This window comes from Curtobacterium sp. A7_M15, from assembly GCF_030705415.1.
Taxonomy (GTDB): Bacteria; Actinomycetota; Actinomycetes; order Actinomycetales; family Microbacteriaceae; genus Curtobacterium.
On sequence record NZ_JAUZED010000060.1, the window covers coordinates 1 to 21,363 of the forward strand.

Sequence of the window (21,363 nt, forward strand, 5' to 3'; positions counted from 1 at the left end):
CACCGGGGCGCAACCCGCGACCCGCGCCCGCGCCCGCGACCCGCGCCCGCGACCTGCGGACGGTCCACTGAGCGCGCCGCGGCGGCAGGACGACGGCCCGTCGAGCGCGCCGAGGGAACACGAGCGCCGCCGGGATGCGAAGATGCATCGTTGCCTGCCGGAACCGAGAACGAGGGTCAGATGAGTCCGACCGACGACGCCGCGTCCACGGCCCCGCTGCTCGACGGGCGCTACCGGCTCGAACACGCCATCGGGCAGGGCGGCATGTCCGTCGTGTACCGCGGGGTCGACGAGAGCCTGCACCGCCCCGTCGCCGTGAAGGTGTTCCACGCGGGCACCGTCGACGTCGCCCGGCAGGAGGCCGAGCTCGGCGTCCTGGCCTCGCTCGAGCACCACAACCTCGTGAGCCTGCTCGACACCGGTGTCGTCACGGGTCGCGACGGCACGCACCAGCGCTACCTCGTGATGGCGCTGGCCGCCGGGCAGGACCTCGAGGACCGGCTCGCCGTCGGCCCCCTCGCCTCCCGGCACATCGCCGAGATCGGCTACGACATGGCCGAGGCGCTGCACTACATCCACAGCCACGGCGTCGTGCACCGCGACATCAAGCCGTCGAACATCCTGCTCGTCGACTACGGCAACGACTCCGACCGTGCGCGTGCCCGGCTCACCGACTTCGGCATCGCGCTCGCCGCCGGAGTCGAACGGCTGACGGCGGACGGCGTGACCACCGGTACCGCCGCCTACCTCAGCCCCGAACAGGCACGGGGTGGCGACGTCGGCCCGGCCAGCGACGTCTACTCGCTCGGTCTCGTGCTCCTGCAGTGCTTCACCCGCCGTCGCGAGTTCCCGGGGTCGCTCGTCGAGTCCGCCGTGGCCCGGTTGTCGCGCGATCCCGTCCTGCCCGAGCCGCTGCCCGAGCACTGGAAAGCGTTGCTCCGGGTGATGACCGCCCAGGACCCGGCCGAGCGCCCGGGCGGCGCGGACCTCGTGACCATGCTCCGCGACGTCGTCATCGCGGAGACCACCGGTGCCGACCACGTCGTCGAGACGGTCCCCGCGGCCGAAGCGCCCGTGGATGGCGAACGCGCCCGCCCGGCGACGCTCGACACGCTGCCGGACCAGGCCCTGCAGCGCACGACGGCGATGGCCGCGCGCCTGTTCGACGCGCCGATCGCCCTCGTCGAGGTGCTCGACGAGGACCGTGCCTGGTCGCAGTCGTACATCGCCCCCGGTGTGGACGACGCGGCGCGCCACATCAACTTCCGCAGCGGGTTCGCCCCGGTGCCGGTCCCGGTGGTCATCCCGGACGGGCAGGCGCACCCTGAGATGCAGCACAGTCCGCTCGTGACCGGCCCCCTCGGCATCCGGTTCTACGTCAGCGTCCCGCTGGTGAAGCACGACGGCACCCCGATCGGGACGCTCGCGGTGCTCGACACGAAGCCCCGCGAGGCGACCGAGGCGGACCTCGCGAACCTCCACGACCTCGCGGCGCTCGCCGTCACGCAGCTCGAGATCCGTCAGGAGTCGCTCCGCACGACGAACGACGCGCTGCCGCTCGCCCCTTGACGGACGCGAGCCGAGGCGGTGGACGGTCACCGGGGACGGACGGGAGGCGCGGTGCGGGCCCGCACCGCGCCTGGCGTCCGTCAGGTGCGCGCGATCAGTGCTCGGTGAGCGCAGCCGCGTAGGCGCGGACCGACCGGTGGTAGCGGGGGAGCGTCGGCTCCACCGCCTCGATCGCGACCCGGAGTGCTTCGTCGTGCCGACCCGCGCTGTGCAGCGCGAGAGCGAGGAACACCTTCGGGGCCGCGCCCGTGGCCGGGTGCTCGGGTGCGTCCCGGAGCATCGCGATCGCCTCGTCGACCCTGCCGAGGTTGCGGAGGGTCGACGCGTGCTGGACGACCATCTGTGCCGCCCGAACCGGGTCGACGGTGTCGAGCCCGGCTGCGGTCGCGGCCGTGTAGTGGACGTCGGCCTCGGCCTCGTGGCCGCCGGAGTCGTTCGCTCCGCCGAGCTCGAACGCGCCGAGGGCCGGGTGCGGTGCGGCGTCGGCGAGCACCCGCATGCGGTCGATGCGCTCCTGGTCGTCGATGGTGTCGTCCGCCCAGAGTGCGGCGACGCGGGCTTCCCAGTCCGTGGTGCTCATCCCACCAGCGTATTGCGGGGGGCTCGACGGGCGAGCACCACGCTGTCGAGCACCTCGTGCGGCGATCCCTCGGGCGTCGTCGCGGTGCGGGGCCGCAGCTCGGCGGCGACGACTTCCCACCCGGCGTCGAGTGTCATCGCCGCGAGGTCCTCCGCCGGCGTCGGGAACCGGTACGACCGCAGCTCCTCGGGCAGGTCACCGTGCGGCGGTGCGGCGTGCGCCGTCACGAGCAGGTGCCCGCCGGACGCCACGAACCCGGCCGCCCGCGCGAGGATCGCACCGCGCGGGATCGCTACCGGCCACGACTGCAGGAACGACGCCGTGACGAGGTCGAACCGCGCCGCGGTCTCCCACGAGCCGAGGTCCGCCGCGACGAAGGCCGTCCGCTCCTCGACCCCGGCGGCGACGGCGGCGCGGGACCCGCGGGTGACGGCCGTCACCGACAGGTCGACGCCGGTGGCTTCCCACCCCTGCTGGGCGAGCCAGACGACGTCACCGCCCTCGCCGCAGCCCAGGTCGAGCGCGCGGCCGACCGGCAGTGACGACGCGACGTCGGCGAGCACCGCGTTCACGCGGCCCGACCAGATCCCGGCGCGTTCGGCGTAGCGGGCCTCCCACCAGGCGCGGGCGGTGGTGTCGGAGCGTTCCGGGTGCGTGTGCATGCCGTCACTCCATCGCACCCTGCGCACCGCGGACAAGGAACCTTGCCGGACCGGCAACACCGGCCGGCTGCGACGTGCTGGGGCGGGCGGTCGGGGGACAGGTCCCGATCGGCACCGGTCTGCTGGTGTCCGTCCACAGCGCCTGACTCCTGGCCCGCCGTGTCCCCCGTCCGAGGGGCAGACTGCCAGGTCCGGTTCACCTGAGCGTCACACGAAGGGCCCGAGCATCCGTCACCATCGAACGATCACGCAGCACCGTACCCGCACCGCAGCACCGTCTCTGCACCACCGCACCGCCTGCATCGCCGTTCGTCACGCCTGAACCAGGGGAAGGCCCGAGATGACGTCTACGGAAACGATGGTCGACGCGCGCAACCGGCCCGCGACCACGAACAGCACGGATCAGGAGTCCCGGTCGCCCGAGGACGGCACAGGGGAGTCGCAGTACCTCCCCGCGCCGACGACGGACCGCGAGAAGTACTGGTACATGGGGCCGCAGCACCGCTGGATGCTGTTCGCCCAGGCCGCCGCCTTCGCGCTCATCGCGTCGAGCATCTGGCGCTTCTCCACCTCGGCCCCGGGGCTGTTGCTGTTCCTCATCCCGACGACGCTGTACTGCCTGACGCTGTGCGTCTCGCTCACCACGAGCGCACGGCGGAAGCGCTTCCACAAGCGTGACCACGTCGAACGCGTCACGAGCTGGGCCCCGGAGCGGTACCCGACGGTGGACGTGTTCCTCCCCACCGCGGGGGAGCCCCTCGCGATCCTCGCGAACACCTACTCGTGGGTGTCCCGACTCCGCTGGCCGACGACCCTGACGGTGTACGTCCTCGACGACGCCGACCGCCCCGAGGTCGCCGAACTCGCCCGCCGGTACGGCTACCGGTACGAGGTGCGTCCGGACCGCGGGCACCTCAAGAAGGCCGGCAACCTCCGGCACGGGTACGAACAGAGCGACGGCGACCTCATCGCCGTGTTCGACGCCGACTTCGTGCCGCGCGCCGACTACCTCCACGAGCTCGTGCCCTACTTCGACGACCAGAGCCTCGGCATCGTGCAGTCGCCGCAGTTCTTCGACGCCCGCAAGGGGATGCACTGGCTGCAGCGGACCGCCGGTGCCACGCAGGAGTTGTTCTACCGCTGGATCCAGCCTGCTCGGGACCGCTCGAACGCGGCGATCTGCGTCGGGACCTGCGCGATCTACCGGCGGGCAGCGCTCGAACGCGCGGGCGGCTTCGCCCAGATCGGCCACTCCGAGGACGTGCACACCGGCGTGAACCTCATGCGCGTTGGCTTCCTCGTGCGGTACGTCCCGATCCTCGTGTCGAAGGGCATGTGCCCGGACGACCTCGCCTCGTTCCTCAACCAGCAGTACCGCTGGTGCACCGGGTCCATGTCGCTCCTCGCCGACACCACCTTCCACGAGAACCCGCACATCACCCTCCGGCAGCGCATGTGCTTCTGGTCCGGGTTCCTCTACTACATCTCCACCGCGGTCAACGTGTTCCTGTCCCCGCTGCCCGGACTCGTGATGCTGTTCGGCCTGCCGCAGTGGATCATGCCGCAGAACTCGGTCTGGCTCCTCGGCGCGATGCTCATGTGGCTCGTGGTCGTCCCGATCATGTACCGGTCCCGGTGGCGCATCGACGTGCTGCGCATCCAGTCCCTGTACTCGTTCGCCCACGCGGTCGCGATCGTGCACGTCCTCTTCGGCAAGACCCGTGAGTGGGTGCCGACCGGCGCGGCGAAGAAGATCACGACGCCGCTCGGCACGCAGATCGCCCGGGTGATGCGGATCACCGTCACGACGTCGCTCCTCGTGACGTGGGCGGGTCTCGCGTGGGCGACCGTCCGGTTCGGCTTCGACGTGCTCTGGGCGATGTGGATCCTCGCCGCGATCCACGCGTACGTGCAGGTGCCGATGCTCTTCCTGTCGGTCCCGTCCTCGCCACGGCGCGCGCTCCGCAGGCAGGCACGTGCCGACCGCCGGGAGGCGCGACGCACCTCCCGCGCACCCGTCGCCTCCGCCGGCGGTGCGGCTCCCACCCCGGCACTCGCCTCCGTCCCGGCGGCGGACGTGGACGCCCCCTCGTTGCCGGCGCCGCCACTCTCGCCGGTGGTGACCCCGTCGTCACCGGTCGGCGTCGTGCCGGAGCCGAGCCGCGCCTCCGGGCCCGCGTTCGGTGAGCGCCTCGACCCGGTCGTGCTGGCGGCGACCGCAGCCCCCGTCGAGGAACCGGTGCAGGCCGAGCGGCCGCAGGCTGCCGGACCGCGTCGGTTCCGGCCGGACATCCAGGGACTCCGTGCGGTCGCGGTGCTCCTGGTGGTGATCTACCACACGGGCGCGCCCGTGCTCACCGGCGGGTACGTCGGGGTGGACGTGTTCTTCGCGATCTCCGGCTTCCTCATCACCGGGCAGCTGCTCCGCGAGGTCGAGCGGACGGGGCGGATCGACTTCGGTTCGTTCTACGCCGGCCGCATCCGTCGCCTGCTGCCCACGGCGCTCCTCGTGATCGCCGTGACCGTCGTCGCCACACGGGTGTTTGACTCGATCCTGCGCGCGTCGAGCGTGGCGTGGGACGGGGTCGCGGCGACGTTCTTCGCGCTGAACTACCGGCTCGCCGCGCAGGGCGTCGACTACCAGGCCGCGGACGGACCGGCCTCGCCGCTCGAGCACTTCTGGTCGCTCGGGGTCGAGGAGCAGTTCTACCTGCTGTGGCCGCTCGTCCTGACGCTGGCGATCGTGCTGTGGAAGCGGCACCGACGCCTGGCGATGGCCGCCGTCGTGACGCTCGTGTTCGGTGCGTCGATGTGGGCGTCCGTGACGATCACCGCGCACGACTCACCGCTGGCGTACTTCTCGATGCAGACCCGCGCCTGGGAACTCGCGGCCGGGGCGTTCCTCGCGCTCGGTGCCCGGTGGCTCGCGAAGCTCCCCGGCGCACTGCAGGTCGCACTGACCTGGCTCGGCATCGGTGCGGTCCTTGCGAGTGCGTTCCTGTACTCCGACGAGACGCCCTTCCCCGGCACGGCGGCGCTCCTGCCCGTGCTCGGGGCCTGCGCCGTGATCGCCGGCGGCGGGGTGTACCGCCGAGGCTCGGTCGAGACGGTCCTGCAGCTGAAGCCGTTCCAGGCGATCGGCAAGGTGTCCTACGGCTGGTACCTCTGGCACTGGCCGATGGTCGTGCTCGTCCCCGTTATGGTGAACCGTGACGTCGGGTGGCTCGAGAAGCTCGAGGTGACGGCCGTCGCGCTGTGGGTCGCGACGATCACCTACCACCTGATCGAGTCGCCGTCGGCGCGGGCGCGGTGGAAGCGGATCCGCTGGGCCGCGATCGGAGCCGGCGCGGCGACCGTGACGACCGTGACCGCGGTGGTCGTGGTGTTCTCGGTGCCGGCGCTCGTCGGCAACGGCGGGACGGTGCAGGCGGCCGCGCTCGACGAGGGCGACTCGAAGGAGATCCAGGCCACGATCCAGTCGGCGCTGACCACCTCGGACGTCCCGGCCAACCTGACACCGAGCCTGACGGCCGCCGCGGACGACCAGCCGGACTCCACGGACAACGGCTGCCACGCCGGCTACCTGCAGATCGAGCAGAAGGCGTGCGTGTACGGCGACCCGGACGGCTCCCGGACCGTGGTGCTCTGGGGGGACTCGCACGCCCAGCAGTGGCTGCCCGCGTTCGACGCCGCCGGCAAGACCGAGGGCTGGCGGGTCGTCGCGTGGACGAAGGCCGCGTGCCCGGTGGCCCAGGACGTCGAGCTGTTCAACTCCTCGCTCAAGCGCACGTACACCGAGTGCCCGGAGTGGCGGGACGCGTCGATGCGGCGCATCCAGGCCCTCGACCCCGACCTCGTGGTGATGGCGCAGTCCGACAACGTCCCCGGCAAGCAGGTGTCGAACACCACGTGGGCCGACGGCACCGCCGAGACCGCCGCGATGGTCCAGGCCGGCGGCCTCCGCACCGTGTACATGCTCGACACACCGGTGCCGGAGGGCGACGCGGTGTCGTGCGTCGCCGAGCACCTCGACACCGTGGAGGAGTGCAACCAGGCGGAGCAGCGCGCCTACGCCGTGTCCGGGCGGCACGAGGACGTCGCGGACACCGTGCGGGCCGCCGGCGTCCCCACCGTCGAGCCGCGGGACTGGTTCTGCACGGACGACGGGTGCCCGGTGGTGGTGCAGGACAAGCTCGTGTACCGCGACCAGACGCACATGTCGACGGCGTACTCGAGGTGGCTCGAGCCGCTGGTGGCGCCGCTGCTCCGCTCGTAGGCGGGTGGCGCGGCGCGGCGCGGCAGTGCCGGGCCGGTGTCGGCGGGATTTCGCGCTCAGCGACACCTCACGCGGCCGTGGGCACGTGAGGTGTCGCTAGCCGCGTGAAGTCGGCGGGCGGCCCGCCGCGGCCGGGCGCCGGTCAGTCGGCGGGGCCGGCGTGCTCGATGCGGGCGCTCGCCGTCGCCATGTGGTCGTCCATCGCGCGCTGCACCGCGAGCACGTCCCCGGCCCGGAGCGCCTCGAGGATCGCACGGTGCTCCTCGTACGCGGCCTCGGTGGCCTGGCGCGTGCGGACCCGACGGCCGACCCACACGCTGAGCATCGAGCGGAGGCTCTGCAGCAGGTCGGCGAGCACGTCGTTCCCGGCGGAACGGGCGAGCAGCACGTGGAACCGGACGTCGGCGTCGATGAACGCGTCCGGGTCGTCCAGCGCCCGGTGCTGCCGGTCGATGTAGGTCTGGAGCTCGTCGAGCTGCGCCGGCGTCGCACGCTGGGCCGCGAGGATCGCCGCCGTGCGTTCCAGCGAGGAGCGGACCTCGAGCAGCTCCCGGGTCCGGTTCGACGCGAGCATGAGCCCCCACGACAGCGTCGTCGGCAGCAGGTCCGAGGTCCCGCCCTGCAGGTAGGTGCCGGAACCCGGGCGGATCTGCACGATGCCGAGGATCTCGAGGGCGGCGAGTGCCTCGCGCACCGCGGACCGCCCGACCCCGAGCCGTTCGGCCAGCACCCGTTCCGAGGGCAGGCGCGACCCGGGCGCCAGGTCGCCGGCGGTCAGCAGGGACACGAGCTGTCGGGCGACCTCGGAGGCAGGGGAGCCGGCCGGCACCGATTCGAGCTCGAGGCGGATGTTGAGCGGGTCGTCCGGGCTGAACGCGGGCATGCAGTGAGCGTACCGGTCGGTCAACCGGTTGCGGTGGAACGGTGGCCGCAGTCACACCGCGTCGAATGGTCAACCGGTTGACAAGTTGCCATCGACCGCGCACACTGGTCCCTGCGCACCGATGCGCCACCTCCGTCCGCGGCGCAGCAGCCGAGCGGAGCACCACCCCACCCGAGCAGGAGTCATCGTGGACATCCCCGCCACACGAGGCATCCCCACCTCGGTCGTCGAGAAGACGGCCATCCGCAAGATCGCGATCCGCATCGTGCCCTTCGTGGCGCTGATGTTCTTCATCAACTTCCTCGACCGCACCGCGATCTCGTTCGCGGCCCCGAACGGCATGGAGGCCGACCTCGGCCTGACCGCCGCCCAGTTCGGGTTCGCCTCGGGCGTGTTCTTCATCGGCTACCTCGTGCTCGAGGTGCCGTCGAACCTGGCACTGCACAAGTTCGGCGCCCGCGTCTGGCTCGCCCGGATCATGATCACCTGGGGCATCGTCTCGCTGCTCTTCACCTGGGTGCAGAACTACCCGCAGCTCGTCGGCCTGCGCTTCCTGCTCGGCATCGCCGAGGCCGGCTTCTTCCCCGGCGCGATCCTGTTCCTGTCCACCTGGGTCCCGGCGCGGCACCGCGGCAAGATGCTCGCGCTCTTCTACCTGGCGCAGCCGCTCACCAGCGTCATCGGTTCGCCGCTCGCCGGCTGGCTGATGACCCACGAGGGGCTGCTCGGCGGCCTCGCGGGATGGCGCTTCATGTTCCTCTGCGTGTCGATCCCGGCGATCGTCGTCGGCATCCTGTGCCTCTTCGTGCTGAAGGACAAGCCGTCGCAGGCGAAGTGGCTCGACGAGGACGAGAAGCTGTGGCTCGAGGGCGCCCTCGCCACGGAGAACCGCCAGAAGGAGGGCGCCTCGCACGGCAAGGGCGGGCTCCGCGCAGCGTTCGGCTCCGGCCGTGTCTGGATGCTGGCGGCCGTCTACTTCGGCTTCATCTACGGCCTGTACGCCCTGAGCTTCTTCCTGCCGACGATCATCGACGGCTTCCAGGAGCAGTTCGGCACCACGTTCGACCTGTTCCAGAAGGGCCTCATCACGGCGATCCCGTACGTCCCCGCGGCCGTCGTCCTCTACTTCTGGTCGCGTGACGCCTTCCGCCGAGGCGTGCGGGTGTGGCACATCGCGGTCCCCGCCCTCGTCGGTGGCCTGAGCATCCCGGTGGCCCTCTACATGAACAGCCCGGCCGCCACGGTCGCCGTCATCGCGATCACCGCGTGCTCGATCTTCGCCGCCCTGCCGAACTTCTGGACCGTCCCGACGCAGTTCCTCACCGGCGCCGCAGCGGCCGCCGGCGTCGCGCTCATCAACACCATCGGCAACCTCGGCGGGTTCGCCGCGCCGTACATCACCGGTGCCGTCAGCGAGTGGACCGGTGGCTACCAGGTGCCGATGTTCATCGTCGGGTTCTTCATGGTGCTGTCGAGCGTCCTCATGTTCGTCCTCGGCCGGAACGCGAAGCGGATCGAACCGCGGGGAACCGACGAACCGCGGGGAACCGACGAACCGCGGGGAACCGACGCAGCGGCGCCGTCGACGGCCACGACCCAGGAGTCCCGCGCATGACCCGGCTGTTCAACGACCCGGCGGACTTCGCGGACGAGATGGTGGACGGCTTCGTCGCCGCGAACCGGTCCCGGGTGCGCAGGGTGCACGGCGGGGTCGCCCGCTCGACGACCAGCCCCGAGGGGACCGTCGCGCTCGTCGTCGGGGGCGGCTCCGGGCACTACCCGGCCTTCGGTGGACTCGTCGGCCACGGCCTCGCGGCCGGCGCGGCGATGGGGAACCTGTTCGCCAGCCCGAGCGCGCAGCAGGTCACGGCGGTCGCGAAGGCGTCGCACCACGGCGGGGGAGTGCTGCTCTCCTACGGCAACTACGCCGGCGACGTCCTCAACTTCGACGCAGCCGCACGAGCGCTCGCCGAGGCGGGGATCGACGTCCGCACGGTCCGTGTGACCGACGACGTCGCGAGTGCCCCGAGCACCCGGGCCCACGAGCGCCGCGGGATCGCCGGCGACCTCTGCGTCTTCAAGGTCGCCGGTGCCGCCGCCGAGCGGGGCGACGACCTCGACACCGTCACGGCGATCGCCGAGCGCGCCAACGACCGCACGCGGTCCTTCGGTGTCGCGTTCTCCGGCTGCTCGCTCCCGGGCGCCGAGGAGCCGCTCTTCACCGTCCCCGAGGGCCGCATGGCGATCGGCATGGGCATCCACGGCGAACGCGGCATCGACGAGTCCGACGTCCCCACGGCGTCGGGTCTCGCCGACCTGCTCGTCGACAAGCTGCTCACCGAGCTGCCGGACGGCGTCACGGCCGACGGCCAGAGAGCGGTCCCGATCCTGAACGGCCTCGGCAGCGTCAAGTACGAGGAGCTCTTCGTCGTCTTCGGCGCCGTGCAGCGCCGACTCGTCGAGGCGGGCGTCGAGATCGTCGAGCCGGAGGTCGGCGAGCTCGTCACGAGCTTCGACATGGCCGGCGTCTCGCTGACCCTGTTCTGGCTGGACGACGAGCTCGAGCGGCTCTGGGCCGCCCCGGCTGACAGCCCCGCCTACCGCAAGGGCGGCGCCGTGCCGCAGGAGCCCGTCCCCGTCGACGTCCTCGAAGCCGGCGCGGTCGTCCCCGTGACCGTCGGCACGGACGAGTCCCGGATCGCCGCCGGCCGCATCGCGGCAGCCATCGCCGCCGTCCGGACGACGATCGACGACCACGCGGACGAACTCGGCCGCATCGACGCGGTGGCCGGCGACGGCGACCACGGCATCGGCATGCAGCGCGGATCGACCGCCGCCGACGCGGCCGCCCAGGATGCAGCAGCCCGCGGCGCAGGTGCGGGCAGCGTCCTCGCGATCGCCGGCGACGCCTGGTCCGACAAGGCCGGTGGCACGTCCGGTGCGATCTGGGGCGCGGCCCTGGAGGCACTGGGTCGCGTCGTCGGGGACACCGCGCGCCCGTCGGCCGCCACCGTCGCGGAGGCCGTCCACGCGGCTGCCGAGGCCGTCCTCGCCTTCGGGGCCGTCCCGGGTGACAAGACCATGGTCGACGCGCTCGTCCCGTTCGACGAGGTGCTCGCCGCCCGCGTCACCGCCGGCGACGACCTCGTCACCGCCTGGTCCTCCGCGTCCGCGGCCGCGACCGCAGCGGCGGACGCCACCGCCGGCCTCCTGCCGCGGATGGGGCGCGCCCGCACCCACGGCGAGGACGCGGTCGGCACCCCGGACGCCGGCGCGATCTCGTTCGCGCTCATCACCGCGGCGGTCCTGTCCACGATCGCCGTCCCCGCCTGACCCACGTACACCCAGAGAGGCACACCCGCATGAGCGAGCAGCAGTTCCGCATCGTCGTCGGCTCCGACGACGCCGGCTTCGACTACAAGGAGGTCATCAAGGCCGACCTGGCGAAGGACCCCCGTGTGGTCAGTGTCACCGACGTGGGTGTCGACGCGGACGGGCACACCGCGTACCCGCACGTCGCGGTCGACGCTGCCCGACTCGTCGCGAACGGCGAAGCGGACCGGGCCATCCTGATCTGCGGGACCGGCCTCGGCGTGGCGATCGCCGCGAACAAGGTGCCGGGCATCCGGGCCGTCACCGCGCACGACTCGTTCAGCGTCGAGCGCTCGATCCTGTCGAACGACGCCCAGGTCCTCTGCATGGGCCAGCGGGTCGTCGGCGTCGAGGTCGCTCGACGGATGGCGAAGGAGTGGCTCGGCTACACCTTCGACCCGTCCAGCGCGTCCGCCGAGAAGGTCGCCGCGATCTGCTCCTACGACGGCTCCGCTCCGGTCGGGACCGACGCCTGATGCCCGTCCCCGCGGCAGCCGCCCCGCTCACGATCGGGGTGTCGCTGAAGATGTACTTCTCCCACGCCCGGACGCTCGAGTGGACGGCTGCCGTGGCCGAGATCGCCCGGACGCACCCCGCGGTGCGGTCCGGCGTCGTCGAGCTCGTCGTGATCCCGACGTTCCCCGCGCTCGCACCCGCGCGGGACGTGATCGGGGACGCCCCCGTGACGCTCGGCGCGCAGGACCTGGCCTGGGCGGACAGTGGCGCCTTCACGGGGGAGGTGTCCGGTGCGGAGCTGCGCGAGATCGGCGTCGACCTCGTCGAGATCGCCCACGCGGAGCGGCGCTCCCTGTTCCACGAGACGGACGAGGAGATCGCGGGGAAGGTGCACGCCGCCTTCCGCAACCACCTGCGTCCGCTGATCTGCGTCGGCGAGGTGCACCGCGCCTCCAGTGCGGACGCGGTGGCGGACGTGACCGCGCAGCTCGACCGGTTCCTGGCGACCGCGACCGCGGACGGCCTCGCCGGACCGGTCGTCGCGGCCTACGAACCCGTGTGGGCGATCGGTGCCCCGGCGCCCGCGCCCGACGAGCACATCGTCGAGGTCCTCGCCGGGATCGAGGAGCACCTCGCCTCCCGGCCGGAGCTCGCCGGGTCCGTCGCGATCTACGGCGGCAGCGCCGGACCGGGCCTGCTCACCCGCGGCGCCGGGCGCATCGGCGGACTGTTCCTCGGTCGCTTCGCGCACGACCCCGAGGCGATCCGCACGATCCTCGACGAAGCCGAAGCCCTGCAGCAGACGGGAACGACCGCATGACCTCCCTGCTCGGCCTCTCCACCTACGCCTACTTCTGGCGCATGTCCGACCGCGTGCCGGAACCGATGTCGCTCGACGACGCGATGCGGGACGCGGCGTCCCACGAGGGTGTCGACCTCTTCCAGATCTGCGACCACCTGCCGCTCGACACCGCCTCGGACGAACGACTGGCCGCGGTCCGGGCACTGGCCGACGAGCTCGGGCTGACGCTCGAGGTCGGCACCCGCGGCACGCACCCGGACCACCTCGCCCGGTACCTGCACGTCGCGCAGCAGCTCGGCGCGGCGCTCGTCCGGAGCATGTGGACGAGCGGCGACGACCAGCCCGATCCGACGGAGGCCGAACGCCGACTGCGTCAGGCGCTCCCGGCGTACGAGGCAGCCGGGGTGACCCTCGCACTGGAGACGTACGAGGTGGTCGCCACCGCAGACCTCGTCGCCGTCGTCGAGACGATCGCGAGCCCGCAGCTCGGCATCTGCCTCGATCCGGCGAACACCGTCGCCCGGCTCGAGCACCCCACGGAGGTCGTCGCGGCAGCGGCCCCGTACACGCGCAACTGGCACGTCAAGGACTCCGGGTTCACCCGCTCACCGGGCTGGGTCGGGTTCCAGTACACCGGCGTCCCGACCGGTACCGGTGTCCTCGACTACGACGCCGTCCGTGCCGCGATCGACCCGCACGCACGGGGGATCAACCGCGTGATCGAGTTCTGGCTGCCCTGGCAGGACGCGTCGGTCGTGAACACGGGCGACCCCGCACAGACCACCACCCGCGTCGAGGCGGCGTGGACCGAGCACACCATCGAGTACATCAGGAGCAAGGAATCATGACCGACACCGCCACCACCACCCACACCGTCGCGGCCGGATCCGGCACGGCCGACGTCACCGTCGCCGTGATCGGTGCCGGCGGCAAGATGGGCACCCGCGTCTCGAACAACTTCGCGAAGAGCGAGTACACGACGCTGTACAGCGAGGCGTCGCCCGCGGGCCAGGAGCGCATCCAGGCGCTCGGCCGGTCGCTCACCGACAGCGTGGACGCGGCGAAGGCCGCCGACGTCGTCGTGCTCGCCGTGCCGGACGTCCTGCTCGGCAGCATCTCCGAGCAGCTCGTCCCCGTCATGAAGCCCGGCGCCACGATCCTGACCCTCGACCCGGCCGCCGCCTACGCCGGCCTGCTGTTCTCGCGGGAGGACATCCACTACGCCGTCGCACACCCCTGCCACCCCTCGGTCTTCCTCGAGCGCACCACGAAGGAGGAGTGGGACGACACCTTCGGCGGCATCGCGGCACCGCAGGAGGTCATCGCCGCGTTCGACGCCTCGGAGTCGCTCGGTGACGCCGACGACAGCGCGAAGGCCGTCGCCGAAGGCGTCATCACGACGATGTACGCCCCCGTCATCCAGGTGCACTGGGTCACCGTGAAGCAGCTCGCCGTCCTCGAGCCGACGCTCGTCGAGACCATTGCCTGCATGATCGGCGACTTCCTCAACGACGCCCTCGAGGAGACGGTCACCGGTGTCGGTGTGCCCCGTGAGGCCGCCCGCGCCATGCTCTACGGCCACACCTGGATCGCGCTGACGAACGGGCTGCGCGGCTCGAACCCGTTCTCGGACGCCTGCCACATCGCGATGGGCTACGGGCGCGAGAAGCTCATCAAGGAGGACTGGAAGCAGGTCTTCGACGACAGCGAGCTCGACAGCGTCATCGCGAAGATGCTCAAGATCGATGCCGTCAAGCGCTGATCCACACCGGACCGGAACGCCCCGCCGACCCCCTTCCGGCGGGGCGTTCCCCGTTCCCTCAGGCTCCGGCTCGCCCGATCATCGTCCTGAGTGCCGCAGCACCCCGCTCAGCGTCGGCGACCGTCACGACCCGGGCGCCGCCCCCGCGCAACCGCACGACGATCCCCGGCCCCGTGCGCGTCACGTAGGCGATGCCGCGTCCGGAGATGCGGTAGCCCCACCCGCCCCACTGCCCGGGGGAGACCTGCTCCCACCCGCACGAGTCGATGCGTTCCAGCGGCACCCGCATGATCGGGATGCGCGTACCCGTGGACGTCACCCGCAGCCCGCGTCGGTCCACCGTCACCTCGACGCGGGCGAGCACGAGCGAGGCGAGCCCCGCGACGAGCATGACCGCACCGGCGAACACCGCCGCCGGGACGCTGGCCGATGCGGTCAGCACCGCGACGACGACGCCGAGCACGATCGCCCCGATGCCCGACACGAGGAACCACGCGCTGCCGACGCGCGACCGCCATGCCACCCGTGCGTCCGGCGCGACGTCCAGCGTCGGGGGGTCGCGGACGGGCACGGGAGCAGCGGACCGCCAGAGCGGTGGGACCGAGATCGCCGCACTGACGGCGCCGAGGGCGAGGAACACCAGCGTCCACCACTGCTCGAACCGTGCGCTGCCGGTGAGCGCCGTGACGGCCGTCTCGATCCACGCGGCAGCGAGCACCGGTCCGAGCAGCGCGGCGACGAGCACGAGCAGCGCGCCGGTGCGGCGGTCGCGGCGGCCGAGGGCCAGGACGGTCGCGACGGTCGACGCCGCGGCGACCGCCAGCGCGATCCAGAAGAACGGCCACGGGGACCCGAATCCGTCGGCACTGCCGTCCGCGCCGAAGTGCGTCCCGATCCGCGCCGGCAGCCGGGGTGCCAGCACCGCACCGGTCACCGCCAGCGTCACCAGTGCCACCGCACTCGGCGTCACCACCGCCAGTCGCGTGCCGATCGTCGTCCGTCCCGTCGTCATCGTGCCCCCTTGAGCATCGTGATCAGTTCGTCGAGCGGCACCCCCAGGGCGTCGGCCTGGTCGCGGAGTTCCCCGACGAGGTCGCGCAGCCGGTCGAACGTCGCGTTCCCGGAGCGGAGCACCGTCGCCCCGCGCCCGCGGCGGAGCTCGATGAGTCCGTCCTCCTGCAACCGCGCGTACGCGCGGAGCACCGTGTGCATGTTGACGTCGATCGCGGCCGCGAGGTCGCGAGCGGACGGCAGGCGGTCGCCTGCGGCGAGGTCGCCGCGTGCGATCGCGACACGCACCTGCGTCGTGACCTGATCGGCGAGCGATGCGCGCGCCGACGGGTCCACCGTGATCAACATGTTCGCATTGTATGCGAACAATCCAACGTAGTCAGCATCGGTCGGGAGGAGCGGGCCGACGCCGACCCGCGCCTCCGGTCCGACGGCTGGTCACCGCGGGCGACCCCTGTCCGAGGGACATCCGGATGACGCGGATAGCGGCCTTCCTGGGTCCCCCGTCCGTCCCCGGCATCCGATCCGCGCGTACCGTCGCGGGCTAGCAACAAGTCCATCTCGTGTCCAGTGAGTGCGCGAAACGGCTGAACGCACATGCCGCGCTACGCCGTGATGAGGTTTCAGGGAGCCCAACATGACGAAGTACGAGTCTGACCGCGCCGTACAGCCGGCGCACATCACCACCTACCGGCACCTCCGCAAGGCCGCCCGCCGCGGGTGGGAGGTCGCCGAGACCGAGGCCCGCCCCACCCTCGACGACCTGAGCTGGTCGCGCGCCACCGGTGGACGGAGCCGCAGGTGACGTCGGCGAGGGCGAGCGACGGACGACGGTCGGTCCAGGAGGTCGTCCGGACCGTCACGGACCCCGAGGAAGCAGCAGCGCTCGTCAGCGACGTGCACAACGCCCGCGCCGTCCACTTCCCCGACCGCGACGGGTTCCGGCTGCGCTACCGCGTGATGACGGACGGCCGGGTCAGCCTCCGGACGGCCTCGACGACCTCGCGCTTCACGGGCGTCCTGCAGCCGGAGCGCCAGTACGTGCTGAGCTGGACCGTCGAGGGCGGCAGCGTGATCGACCCCGACCGGCCGGACGCCGTCACGATGCACCCGGCGGTGCCGATCGCGTACCCGAGCGGTCGCGAGTTCGCGATCGAGGGCGCCGCGGGGACGCACCACTTCGTGCACTTCAGCGCGGACTTCCTCGAGGCGGTCGCGACGATGGACAGCGACGCCGCACCGCGACCGCTCAACCTGCCGATCAGCGTCGAGCCCGACCGACTCGGGCAGCTCCAGACCGTCGTCCGGTCGGTCGCGCCGGCGCTCTTCGACCGGTCGACCGTGGGCGAGGCGCGCGACGCCCTCGACCTCATGCTGGCCGAGGCCGTGCTCGCCGCGTTCGAACCGATGCCCGACGGCCACGTCGCCGGACCGCACGCCAACACGCTCCAGCGGGCGAAGACCTTCATGCACGCCAGGTTCGACCGGGTGCTCACCGTGCCGGAGATCGCCGAGGCCGCCGACGTCAGCGTCCGGACCCTCCAAGAGGCCTTCCAGAAACACGAGGGCGTCACCCCCATGGCGTTCCTCCGTGAGATCCGGCTCGAGAAGGCCCGGCTCGGTCTGCAACTCGCGGACCCCGACGTGTCGTCGGTCGCGGCGGTCGCGCTGTCGTGCGGGTTCCGGCACATGGGCAGGTTCTCCGGGGCGTACCACGAGGAGTTCGGGGAGTACCCGGCGGAGACCCTCCGCCTCCGCGGCCGCACCGTGGCGCGCTGAGTCGATCCGTGGACGATCCGGAGCGCGTCCATGGGGGAGCACGGCTAGCGTCGACGGCATGCACCCCGACACCCGCACCGGACCGACGTCCGGCCCGCACGCCCGCGTCCTGCGTCGCGACGTCGTCCGGGTGCGCGGCGACGGACACCCCGTCCTCGTGCTGCACGGCACGCCCGGCGGGGTCGACACGGCCGACGTCATGGCGCGCTTCCTGCCCTCGGACGGGTTCCGCGTCGTCACGGTCTCGCGGCCCGGGTACCTCGGCACGCCGGTCCGGCACGGACGCAGCAGTCTCGACGACGACGCCGACCGCGCCGTCGCACTGCTCGACCGGCTCGGGATCGACCGCACCGGGGTGTTCGCGTGGTCGGGTGGCGGGCCGAGCGCCTACCGGCTCGCCGTCCGGTACCCCGACCGGGTCTCGTCGCTCGTCGTCGCGGCCGGTCTGTCGGCGCGGTGGACGCCACCGCGGACGACCCCGGCCGAGTGGTTCGTCACGCAGACCCGCGCCGGAGCAGCGGTCTCGGCGCTCGCCGCCCGGATCGCTCCGCGGACCGTCGTCCGGTCTGCCGTCGCCGGGGTGAGCACGCTCCGCGGCGACGCGCTCGACGCCCACGTCCGGGACGTCATGGCAGACCACTGGCGACGACGGTTCGTGCTCGACCTCGCCGCCACCGGGAACAGCTCCGGAGCACACCGAGACGGCTGGCGGAACGACGTGGCGAACCTCGGCGCGATCACCTCGCTCGACCTCGGGGCCGTCCGCGCCCCCACCCTGCTCGTGCACGGGGACGCGGACACGGACGTCATGCCGGAGCACAGCGAGCGGGCACTGCGCGAGGTCCCGGGAGCCGAGCTCCTGCGGCTGCCCGGAGGGACGCACTTCGCCGTGTGGGACCACCACGACGCCCGGACCGTGCAGGAGCGCGTGCGCAGGCACCTCCGGCGCTGACCACCCCATCGGCATCCGCTGTCGGGGGACAGCTCGGGGGACAGCCGCCGGACACGAGCGTCCGCGACGTCGGCTCAGGTGGACCGCATCGCCGACGGACCGGGAGGCGCGGATCGCCGCCGTCATGCGGCCCCAGGCCGTCTGACGGCCGGTCGGGCAGCTCGGTTCCACGTCCGAGCAGCCCGGACGGGGAGCGGATCCCTGTGACGACCCGCAGGAACACGCCGGAACCGCCCAGCAACGGCCTCCGTCGTGACCAATACGTTACTTTCCGGGTCGGCCCCAGCGGACGACCCGGGCCGCCTCTCCCGAGGTCGCGACGGAAGGAACCATGGGACGACACGCACTGCCCGCAGCAGCCGACAGCCAGCACGCCGAGGCGCTGCCCGCACCCACTCGTCCCGGCCCGGACGCCGCCGTCCGTCGTCCCCGAGGGCGCCGATCGGCACTCGGTCCCGCCGCCGCCCGCGCCACGTTCGTGGAACCGACGAAGCAGCGCCGCGTCGTCGCGATGCGCCCCGTACCCGTGCCGGTGGTCGCCGCCGGATCCGCCGTGCTGACCCGGACCGCGTCGCTCCGAGCGGAGCGCGCGCTCGACCCACGGCACGTCCGTCGCGCCGTCAACGCCAAGCGCGCAGCGGTCCTGCTCGCGCCCGCACTCGCCCTGACCTCGAGCCTGACCCTGGCCGTCCCGGCGAACGCCGCGACCCCGTCCACCGCGGCGCACACCGGGACGACCACCTCGCAGCCCGCGCTCGCCGGTGTCGCGGCCGACGAGCTGCAGACCTACACCGTCGCCCACGACGTCGAGGTCCCCGTCACCGCGATGGACGGTGTCACCACGACGACGACCGTCGTGTCGTACCCGACCGTCGTGACCCGCTTCGGCGTCACCACCGAGCAGGCCGAGTCGGCGATCTCGGCAGCGCTCTCCGCGGGCGGCGACCGGGCGACCATCCTCGCGACTGCCCTGCAGTACATGGGGGACCCGTACGTGGAGGGCGGCGCCTCGCACTCCGGTATCGACTGCTCGGGTCTGACGATGGTGGCGTACGCCGCCGTCGGGATCCCGCTCGTGCACTACGTGCCGACGCAGGACGCCGCCGCGACGACCATCCCGGAGTCCGAGGCGAAGCCGGGCGACCTCGTCGTGTACGACAACGAGGACCACGTCGGCATCTTCCTCGGCGACGGACTCGTGCTCCAGGCGCCGCACCCCGGCGAGGTCGTCGACATCGTGCCGATGTACGCGGCCGCCCACCACTTCGCGCGGTTGCTGCCCGCCGGGAGCTGACGCGCTCGCCGCCACCCGCGAGCTGACGTGCTCGCTGCCCGTGAGCTGATCTGCTCGAGGACCGCAGCGTGCGTCCTGCAGGCGAGCCGCGCCTCCCGTAAACTGGCGTGATGGCCTCCGACACCCGCACCCCCTTCGAAGAGCAGCGCTCTGCTCGACCGCAGGTGCGTCCGCGCACCGAGGGCTGGACGCAGGCCACCGGGTCCGACGGCCGGCCGCTGCTGCAGTTCGCGTCCCCGAAGCGGGGCAAGCCGCCCGTGCACCTCGCCGACATGACCGTCGCCGAGCGTGAAGCGAAGGTCGTCGAGCTGGGGCTGCCGAAGTTCCGCGCCAAGCAGCTCGCGACCCACTACTTCACCCACTACACCTCCGACCCGGCGCAGATGACCGACCTGCCGGCCGCCCAACGCGAGGAACTCGTGGCGGGCATGCTCCCGCCCCTCCTCACCGAGACCCGTCGTCTCGCGACGGACAAGGGCGACACGATCAAGTTCCTCTGGAAGCTCCACGACGGTGCCCTGGTCGAGTCGGTGCTCATGCGGTACCCGGGGCGCATCACGCTCTGCGTCTCGTCCCAGGCCGGCTGCGGCATGAACTGCCCGTTCTGCGCGACCGGGCAGGCCGGTCTCACCCGGAACATGTCCACGGCCGAGATCATCGAGCAGATCGTCCGCGCGAACGCCGCCATCGCCGCGGGGGAGCTCGGCGGTGATCCCCGCAAGGGCGGGAAGGACCGCGTCGACGCCGAGCGCGTGACGAACATCGTGTTCATGGGCATGGGGGAGCCGCTCGCGAACTACAAGCGCGTGATGGACGCCGTCCGGATCATGGTCGCGCCGCAACCGAACGGTCTCGGCATGAGCGCCCGCGGCATCACGGTGTCCACGGTGGGCCTCGTCCCCGCGATCAACAAGCTCGCCGACGAGGACATCCCCGTCACGTTCGCGCTGTCCCTGCACGCGCCCGACGACGAACTCCGCGACGAGCTCATCCCGGTGAACTCGCGGTGGAAGGCCGACGAGGCGATCGACGCCGCCCACAACTACTTCGTCAAGACCGGCCGACGCGTCTCGATCGAGTACGCGCTCATCAAGGACATGAACGACCACGCGTGGCGTGCCGACCTGCTCGCCGAGAAGCTGAACAAGCGCGGCAAGGGCTGGGTGCACGTGAACCCCATCCCGCTCAACCCGACGCCGGGCTCGGTGTGGACCTCGTCGGAGGTCCACGTGCAGGACGAGTTCGTCCGCCGACTCAACGCCGCCGGCATCCCGACGACCCTCCGCGACACCCGCGGCAAGGAGATCGACGGGGCGTGCGGGCAGTTGGCTGCGGCCGAGTAGGTCCGGGGTCCGGGGTTCGGTTCGTTCGGGAGGCACGGTGCGGGTTCGCACCGTGCCTTCCGTCGTTCCCGGTGCGGGTCCTCCCCCGCCCGCACCCCGCGTGGTCCGCCGGCGGTCGCGCCCATCGTGCGAGGTTCCGCGCACGGTGGGGCGCCCTCCGGGTCGCACACCGGTCGGAACCTCGCACGATGCCCGTGTTCCCGGGCCTCGCCGAGCCGACACGCCCGGGATGTGAGCCGGGTTGGTGCTGCCGTCCACCTCTGCGTAAAGTAATCACTCGTTGCCGCTGAGGCGGAGAACGGAACGGCCGGAACGGTCGCCTCCGAGTCTCGCCCGGGCAACCAACCAGCCTCTCAGACGATGTCCGCTGCACTGCGGTCGGAGTGGGGAGTGCGTCTGGTCCTTGAGAACTCAACAGCGTGCACATTGTCAATGCCAATTTATTGACCCCGTTGCCTTCACTTGTGGAGGTACGGAGACAATTCCTTTTGGATGGACAGAATTGTCAGTAGACAGTTCTTTTTGTCAGTTTCAACTCGCTGGCACTTTCGGGTGTTGGTTGTAATTTTTTTACGGAGAGTTTGATCCTGGCTCAGGACGAACGCTGGCGGCGTGCTTAACA

Annotated in this window: 18 protein-coding genes; 13 read left to right on the forward strand and 5 right to left on the reverse strand. The window is 71.9% G+C overall.

The genetic code is table 11. From position 1 onward, the window contains the following. Positions 1 to 180 precede the first annotated feature (180 nt). Positions 181 to 1,569, forward strand: coding sequence for a GAF domain-containing serine/threonine-protein kinase (locus Q7F20_RS11695; protein ID WP_305740260.1), 1,389 nt, complete (start codon positions 181 to 183; stop codon positions 1,567 to 1,569). Positions 1,570 to 1,663: 94 nt separating this feature from the next. Here Q7F20_RS11695 and Q7F20_RS11700 read toward each other — a convergent pair whose 3' ends face one another. Both Q7F20_RS11700 and Q7F20_RS11705 read right to left on the reverse strand, forming a co-directional pair. Continuing rightward, positions 1,664 to 2,149 (reverse strand): tetratricopeptide repeat protein, encoded by a 486-nt coding sequence (locus tag Q7F20_RS11700; protein ID WP_305740261.1) that lies wholly within the window; start codon positions 2,147 to 2,149, stop codon positions 1,664 to 1,666. After that, positions 2,146 to 2,811 (reverse strand): bifunctional 2-polyprenyl-6-hydroxyphenol methylase/3-demethylubiquinol 3-O-methyltransferase UbiG, encoded by a 666-nt coding sequence (locus Q7F20_RS11705; protein ID WP_305740262.1) that lies wholly within the window; start codon positions 2,809 to 2,811, stop codon positions 2,146 to 2,148. The genes Q7F20_RS11700 and Q7F20_RS11705 overlap by 4 nt, the downstream gene beginning before the upstream one ends. A gap of 340 nt (positions 2,812 to 3,151) precedes the next feature. Between Q7F20_RS11705 and Q7F20_RS11710 the strand changes: the two genes are divergently transcribed. Further along, on the forward strand, positions 3,152 to 7,087 hold the full coding sequence (locus tag Q7F20_RS11710; RefSeq protein WP_305740263.1) for an SGNH hydrolase domain-containing protein: 3,936 nt from the start codon (positions 3,152 to 3,154) through the stop codon (positions 7,085 to 7,087). A gap of 142 nt (positions 7,088 to 7,229) precedes the next feature. On the opposite strand, the gene Q7F20_RS11715 is transcribed toward Q7F20_RS11710, so the two are convergent. Beyond that, the gene (locus tag Q7F20_RS11715; protein WP_305740264.1) at positions 7,230 to 7,970 is read right to left on the reverse strand and encodes a FadR/GntR family transcriptional regulator; all 741 of its coding nucleotides are present in this window, start codon (positions 7,968 to 7,970) and stop codon (positions 7,230 to 7,232) included. A 187-nt stretch (positions 7,971 to 8,157) separates the two neighbouring features. On the opposite strand from Q7F20_RS11715, the gene Q7F20_RS11720 reads away from it, so the two are divergent. The 6 genes from Q7F20_RS11720 to Q7F20_RS11745 are packed head-to-tail and all read left to right on the forward strand — an operon-like array spanning position 8,158 to position 14,362. Further along, positions 8,158 to 9,585 (forward strand): MFS transporter, encoded by a 1,428-nt coding sequence (locus Q7F20_RS11720; RefSeq protein ID WP_305740265.1) that lies wholly within the window; start codon positions 8,158 to 8,160, stop codon positions 9,583 to 9,585. Beyond that, positions 9,582 to 11,303 carry a dihydroxyacetone kinase family protein gene (locus Q7F20_RS11725; RefSeq protein WP_305740266.1) on the forward strand — a complete coding sequence of 574 codons (1,722 nt, stop codon included), beginning with the start codon at positions 9,582 to 9,584 and terminating at the stop codon, positions 11,301 to 11,303. Before Q7F20_RS11720 ends, Q7F20_RS11725 begins: the two co-directional genes overlap by 4 nt. Before the next feature lie 29 nt (positions 11,304 to 11,332). Next, positions 11,333 to 11,818 (forward strand): ribose-5-phosphate isomerase, encoded by a 486-nt coding sequence (locus Q7F20_RS11730; protein ID WP_305740267.1) that lies wholly within the window; start codon positions 11,333 to 11,335, stop codon positions 11,816 to 11,818. After that, positions 11,818 to 12,618: a triose-phosphate isomerase family protein gene (locus Q7F20_RS11735; protein WP_305740268.1), complete on the forward strand. Its 801-nt coding sequence runs from the start codon at positions 11,818 to 11,820 to the stop codon at positions 12,616 to 12,618. The genes Q7F20_RS11730 and Q7F20_RS11735 overlap by 1 nt, the downstream gene beginning before the upstream one ends. Beyond that, a complete protein-coding gene (locus tag Q7F20_RS11740; protein ID WP_305740269.1) occupies positions 12,615 to 13,448 on the forward strand; it encodes a sugar phosphate isomerase/epimerase in 834 nt (277 codons plus the stop codon). The genes Q7F20_RS11735 and Q7F20_RS11740 overlap by 4 nt, the downstream gene beginning before the upstream one ends. Next, positions 13,445 to 14,362, forward strand: a complete 918-nt coding sequence (locus Q7F20_RS11745; RefSeq protein WP_305740270.1) for a phosphogluconate dehydrogenase C-terminal domain-containing protein — start codon at positions 13,445 to 13,447, stop codon at positions 14,360 to 14,362. Before Q7F20_RS11740 ends, Q7F20_RS11745 begins: the two co-directional genes overlap by 4 nt. Positions 14,363 to 14,420: 58 nt before the next feature. Here Q7F20_RS11745 and Q7F20_RS11750 read toward each other — a convergent pair whose 3' ends face one another. Together Q7F20_RS11750 and Q7F20_RS11755 are read right to left on the reverse strand one after the other, a co-directional pair. Then, a complete protein-coding gene (locus Q7F20_RS11750) occupies positions 14,421 to 15,374 on the reverse strand; it encodes a DUF1648 domain-containing protein (protein ID WP_305740271.1) in 954 nt (317 codons plus the stop codon). Then, positions 15,371 to 15,721: a GntR family transcriptional regulator gene (locus Q7F20_RS11755; RefSeq protein ID WP_305740272.1), complete on the reverse strand. Its 351-nt coding sequence runs from the start codon at positions 15,719 to 15,721 to the stop codon at positions 15,371 to 15,373. The genes Q7F20_RS11750 and Q7F20_RS11755 overlap by 4 nt, the downstream gene beginning before the upstream one ends. 289 nt (positions 15,722 to 16,010) lie before the next feature. Here Q7F20_RS11755 and Q7F20_RS11760 point away from each other — a divergent pair, with 289 nt between their 5' ends. The 5 genes from Q7F20_RS11760 to rlmN all read left to right on the forward strand — a co-directional run bounded on the left by Q7F20_RS11760 (position 16,011) and on the right by rlmN (position 20,741). Further along, the gene (locus Q7F20_RS11760) at positions 16,011 to 16,178 is read left to right on the forward strand and encodes a hypothetical protein (protein ID WP_305740273.1); all 168 of its coding nucleotides are present in this window, start codon (positions 16,011 to 16,013) and stop codon (positions 16,176 to 16,178) included. Next, complete coding sequence (locus Q7F20_RS11765) at positions 16,175 to 17,152, forward strand: helix-turn-helix transcriptional regulator (protein ID WP_305740274.1); 978 nt, start codon at positions 16,175 to 16,177, stop codon at positions 17,150 to 17,152. The genes Q7F20_RS11760 and Q7F20_RS11765 overlap by 4 nt, the downstream gene beginning before the upstream one ends. Before the next feature lie 58 nt (positions 17,153 to 17,210). Next, positions 17,211 to 18,104, forward strand: a complete 894-nt coding sequence (locus Q7F20_RS11770; protein WP_305740275.1) for an alpha/beta fold hydrolase — start codon at positions 17,211 to 17,213, stop codon at positions 18,102 to 18,104. Between the two features lie 331 nt (positions 18,105 to 18,435). Next, positions 18,436 to 19,398: a C40 family peptidase gene (locus Q7F20_RS11775; RefSeq protein ID WP_305740276.1), complete on the forward strand. Its 963-nt coding sequence runs from the start codon at positions 18,436 to 18,438 to the stop codon at positions 19,396 to 19,398. A 110-nt stretch (positions 19,399 to 19,508) separates the two neighbouring features. After that, positions 19,509 to 20,741, forward strand: a complete 1,233-nt coding sequence (rlmN, locus tag Q7F20_RS11780; RefSeq protein ID WP_305740277.1) for a 23S rRNA (adenine(2503)-C(2))-methyltransferase RlmN — start codon at positions 19,509 to 19,511, stop codon at positions 20,739 to 20,741. Positions 20,742 to 21,363 lie beyond the last annotated feature (622 nt).

Coding starts and splice junctions, on each gene's coding strand:
- Q7F20_RS11695 (WP_305740260.1), top strand. CDS start 181: ATGAGTCCGACCGACGACGCCGCGTCCACGGCCCCGCTGCTCGACGGG.
- Q7F20_RS11700 (WP_305740261.1), bottom strand. CDS start 2,149: ATGAGCACCACGGACTGGGAAGCCCGCGTCGCCGCACTCTGGGCGGAC.
- Q7F20_RS11705 (WP_305740262.1), bottom strand. CDS start 2,811: ATGCACACGCACCCGGAACGCTCCGACACCACCGCCCGCGCCTGGTGG.
- Q7F20_RS11710 (WP_305740263.1), top strand. CDS start 3,152: ATGACGTCTACGGAAACGATGGTCGACGCGCGCAACCGGCCCGCGACC.
- Q7F20_RS11715 (WP_305740264.1), bottom strand. CDS start 7,970: ATGCCCGCGTTCAGCCCGGACGACCCGCTCAACATCCGCCTCGAGCTC.
- Q7F20_RS11725 (WP_305740266.1), top strand. CDS start 9,582: ATGACCCGGCTGTTCAACGACCCGGCGGACTTCGCGGACGAGATGGTG.
- Q7F20_RS11730 (WP_305740267.1), top strand. CDS start 11,333: ATGAGCGAGCAGCAGTTCCGCATCGTCGTCGGCTCCGACGACGCCGGC.
- Q7F20_RS11735 (WP_305740268.1), top strand. CDS start 11,818: ATGCCCGTCCCCGCGGCAGCCGCCCCGCTCACGATCGGGGTGTCGCTG.
- Q7F20_RS11740 (WP_305740269.1), top strand. CDS start 12,615: ATGACCTCCCTGCTCGGCCTCTCCACCTACGCCTACTTCTGGCGCATG.
- Q7F20_RS11745 (WP_305740270.1), top strand. CDS start 13,445: ATGACCGACACCGCCACCACCACCCACACCGTCGCGGCCGGATCCGGC.
- Q7F20_RS11750 (WP_305740271.1), bottom strand. CDS start 15,374: ATGACGACGGGACGGACGACGATCGGCACGCGACTGGCGGTGGTGACG.
- Q7F20_RS11755 (WP_305740272.1), bottom strand. CDS start 15,721: ATGTTGATCACGGTGGACCCGTCGGCGCGCGCATCGCTCGCCGATCAG.
- Q7F20_RS11760 (WP_305740273.1), top strand. CDS start 16,011: ATGACGAAGTACGAGTCTGACCGCGCCGTACAGCCGGCGCACATCACC.
- Q7F20_RS11770 (WP_305740275.1), top strand. CDS start 17,211: ATGCACCCCGACACCCGCACCGGACCGACGTCCGGCCCGCACGCCCGC.
- Q7F20_RS11775 (WP_305740276.1), top strand. CDS start 18,436: ATGGGACGACACGCACTGCCCGCAGCAGCCGACAGCCAGCACGCCGAG.
- rlmN (WP_305740277.1), top strand. CDS start 19,509: ATGGCCTCCGACACCCGCACCCCCTTCGAAGAGCAGCGCTCTGCTCGA.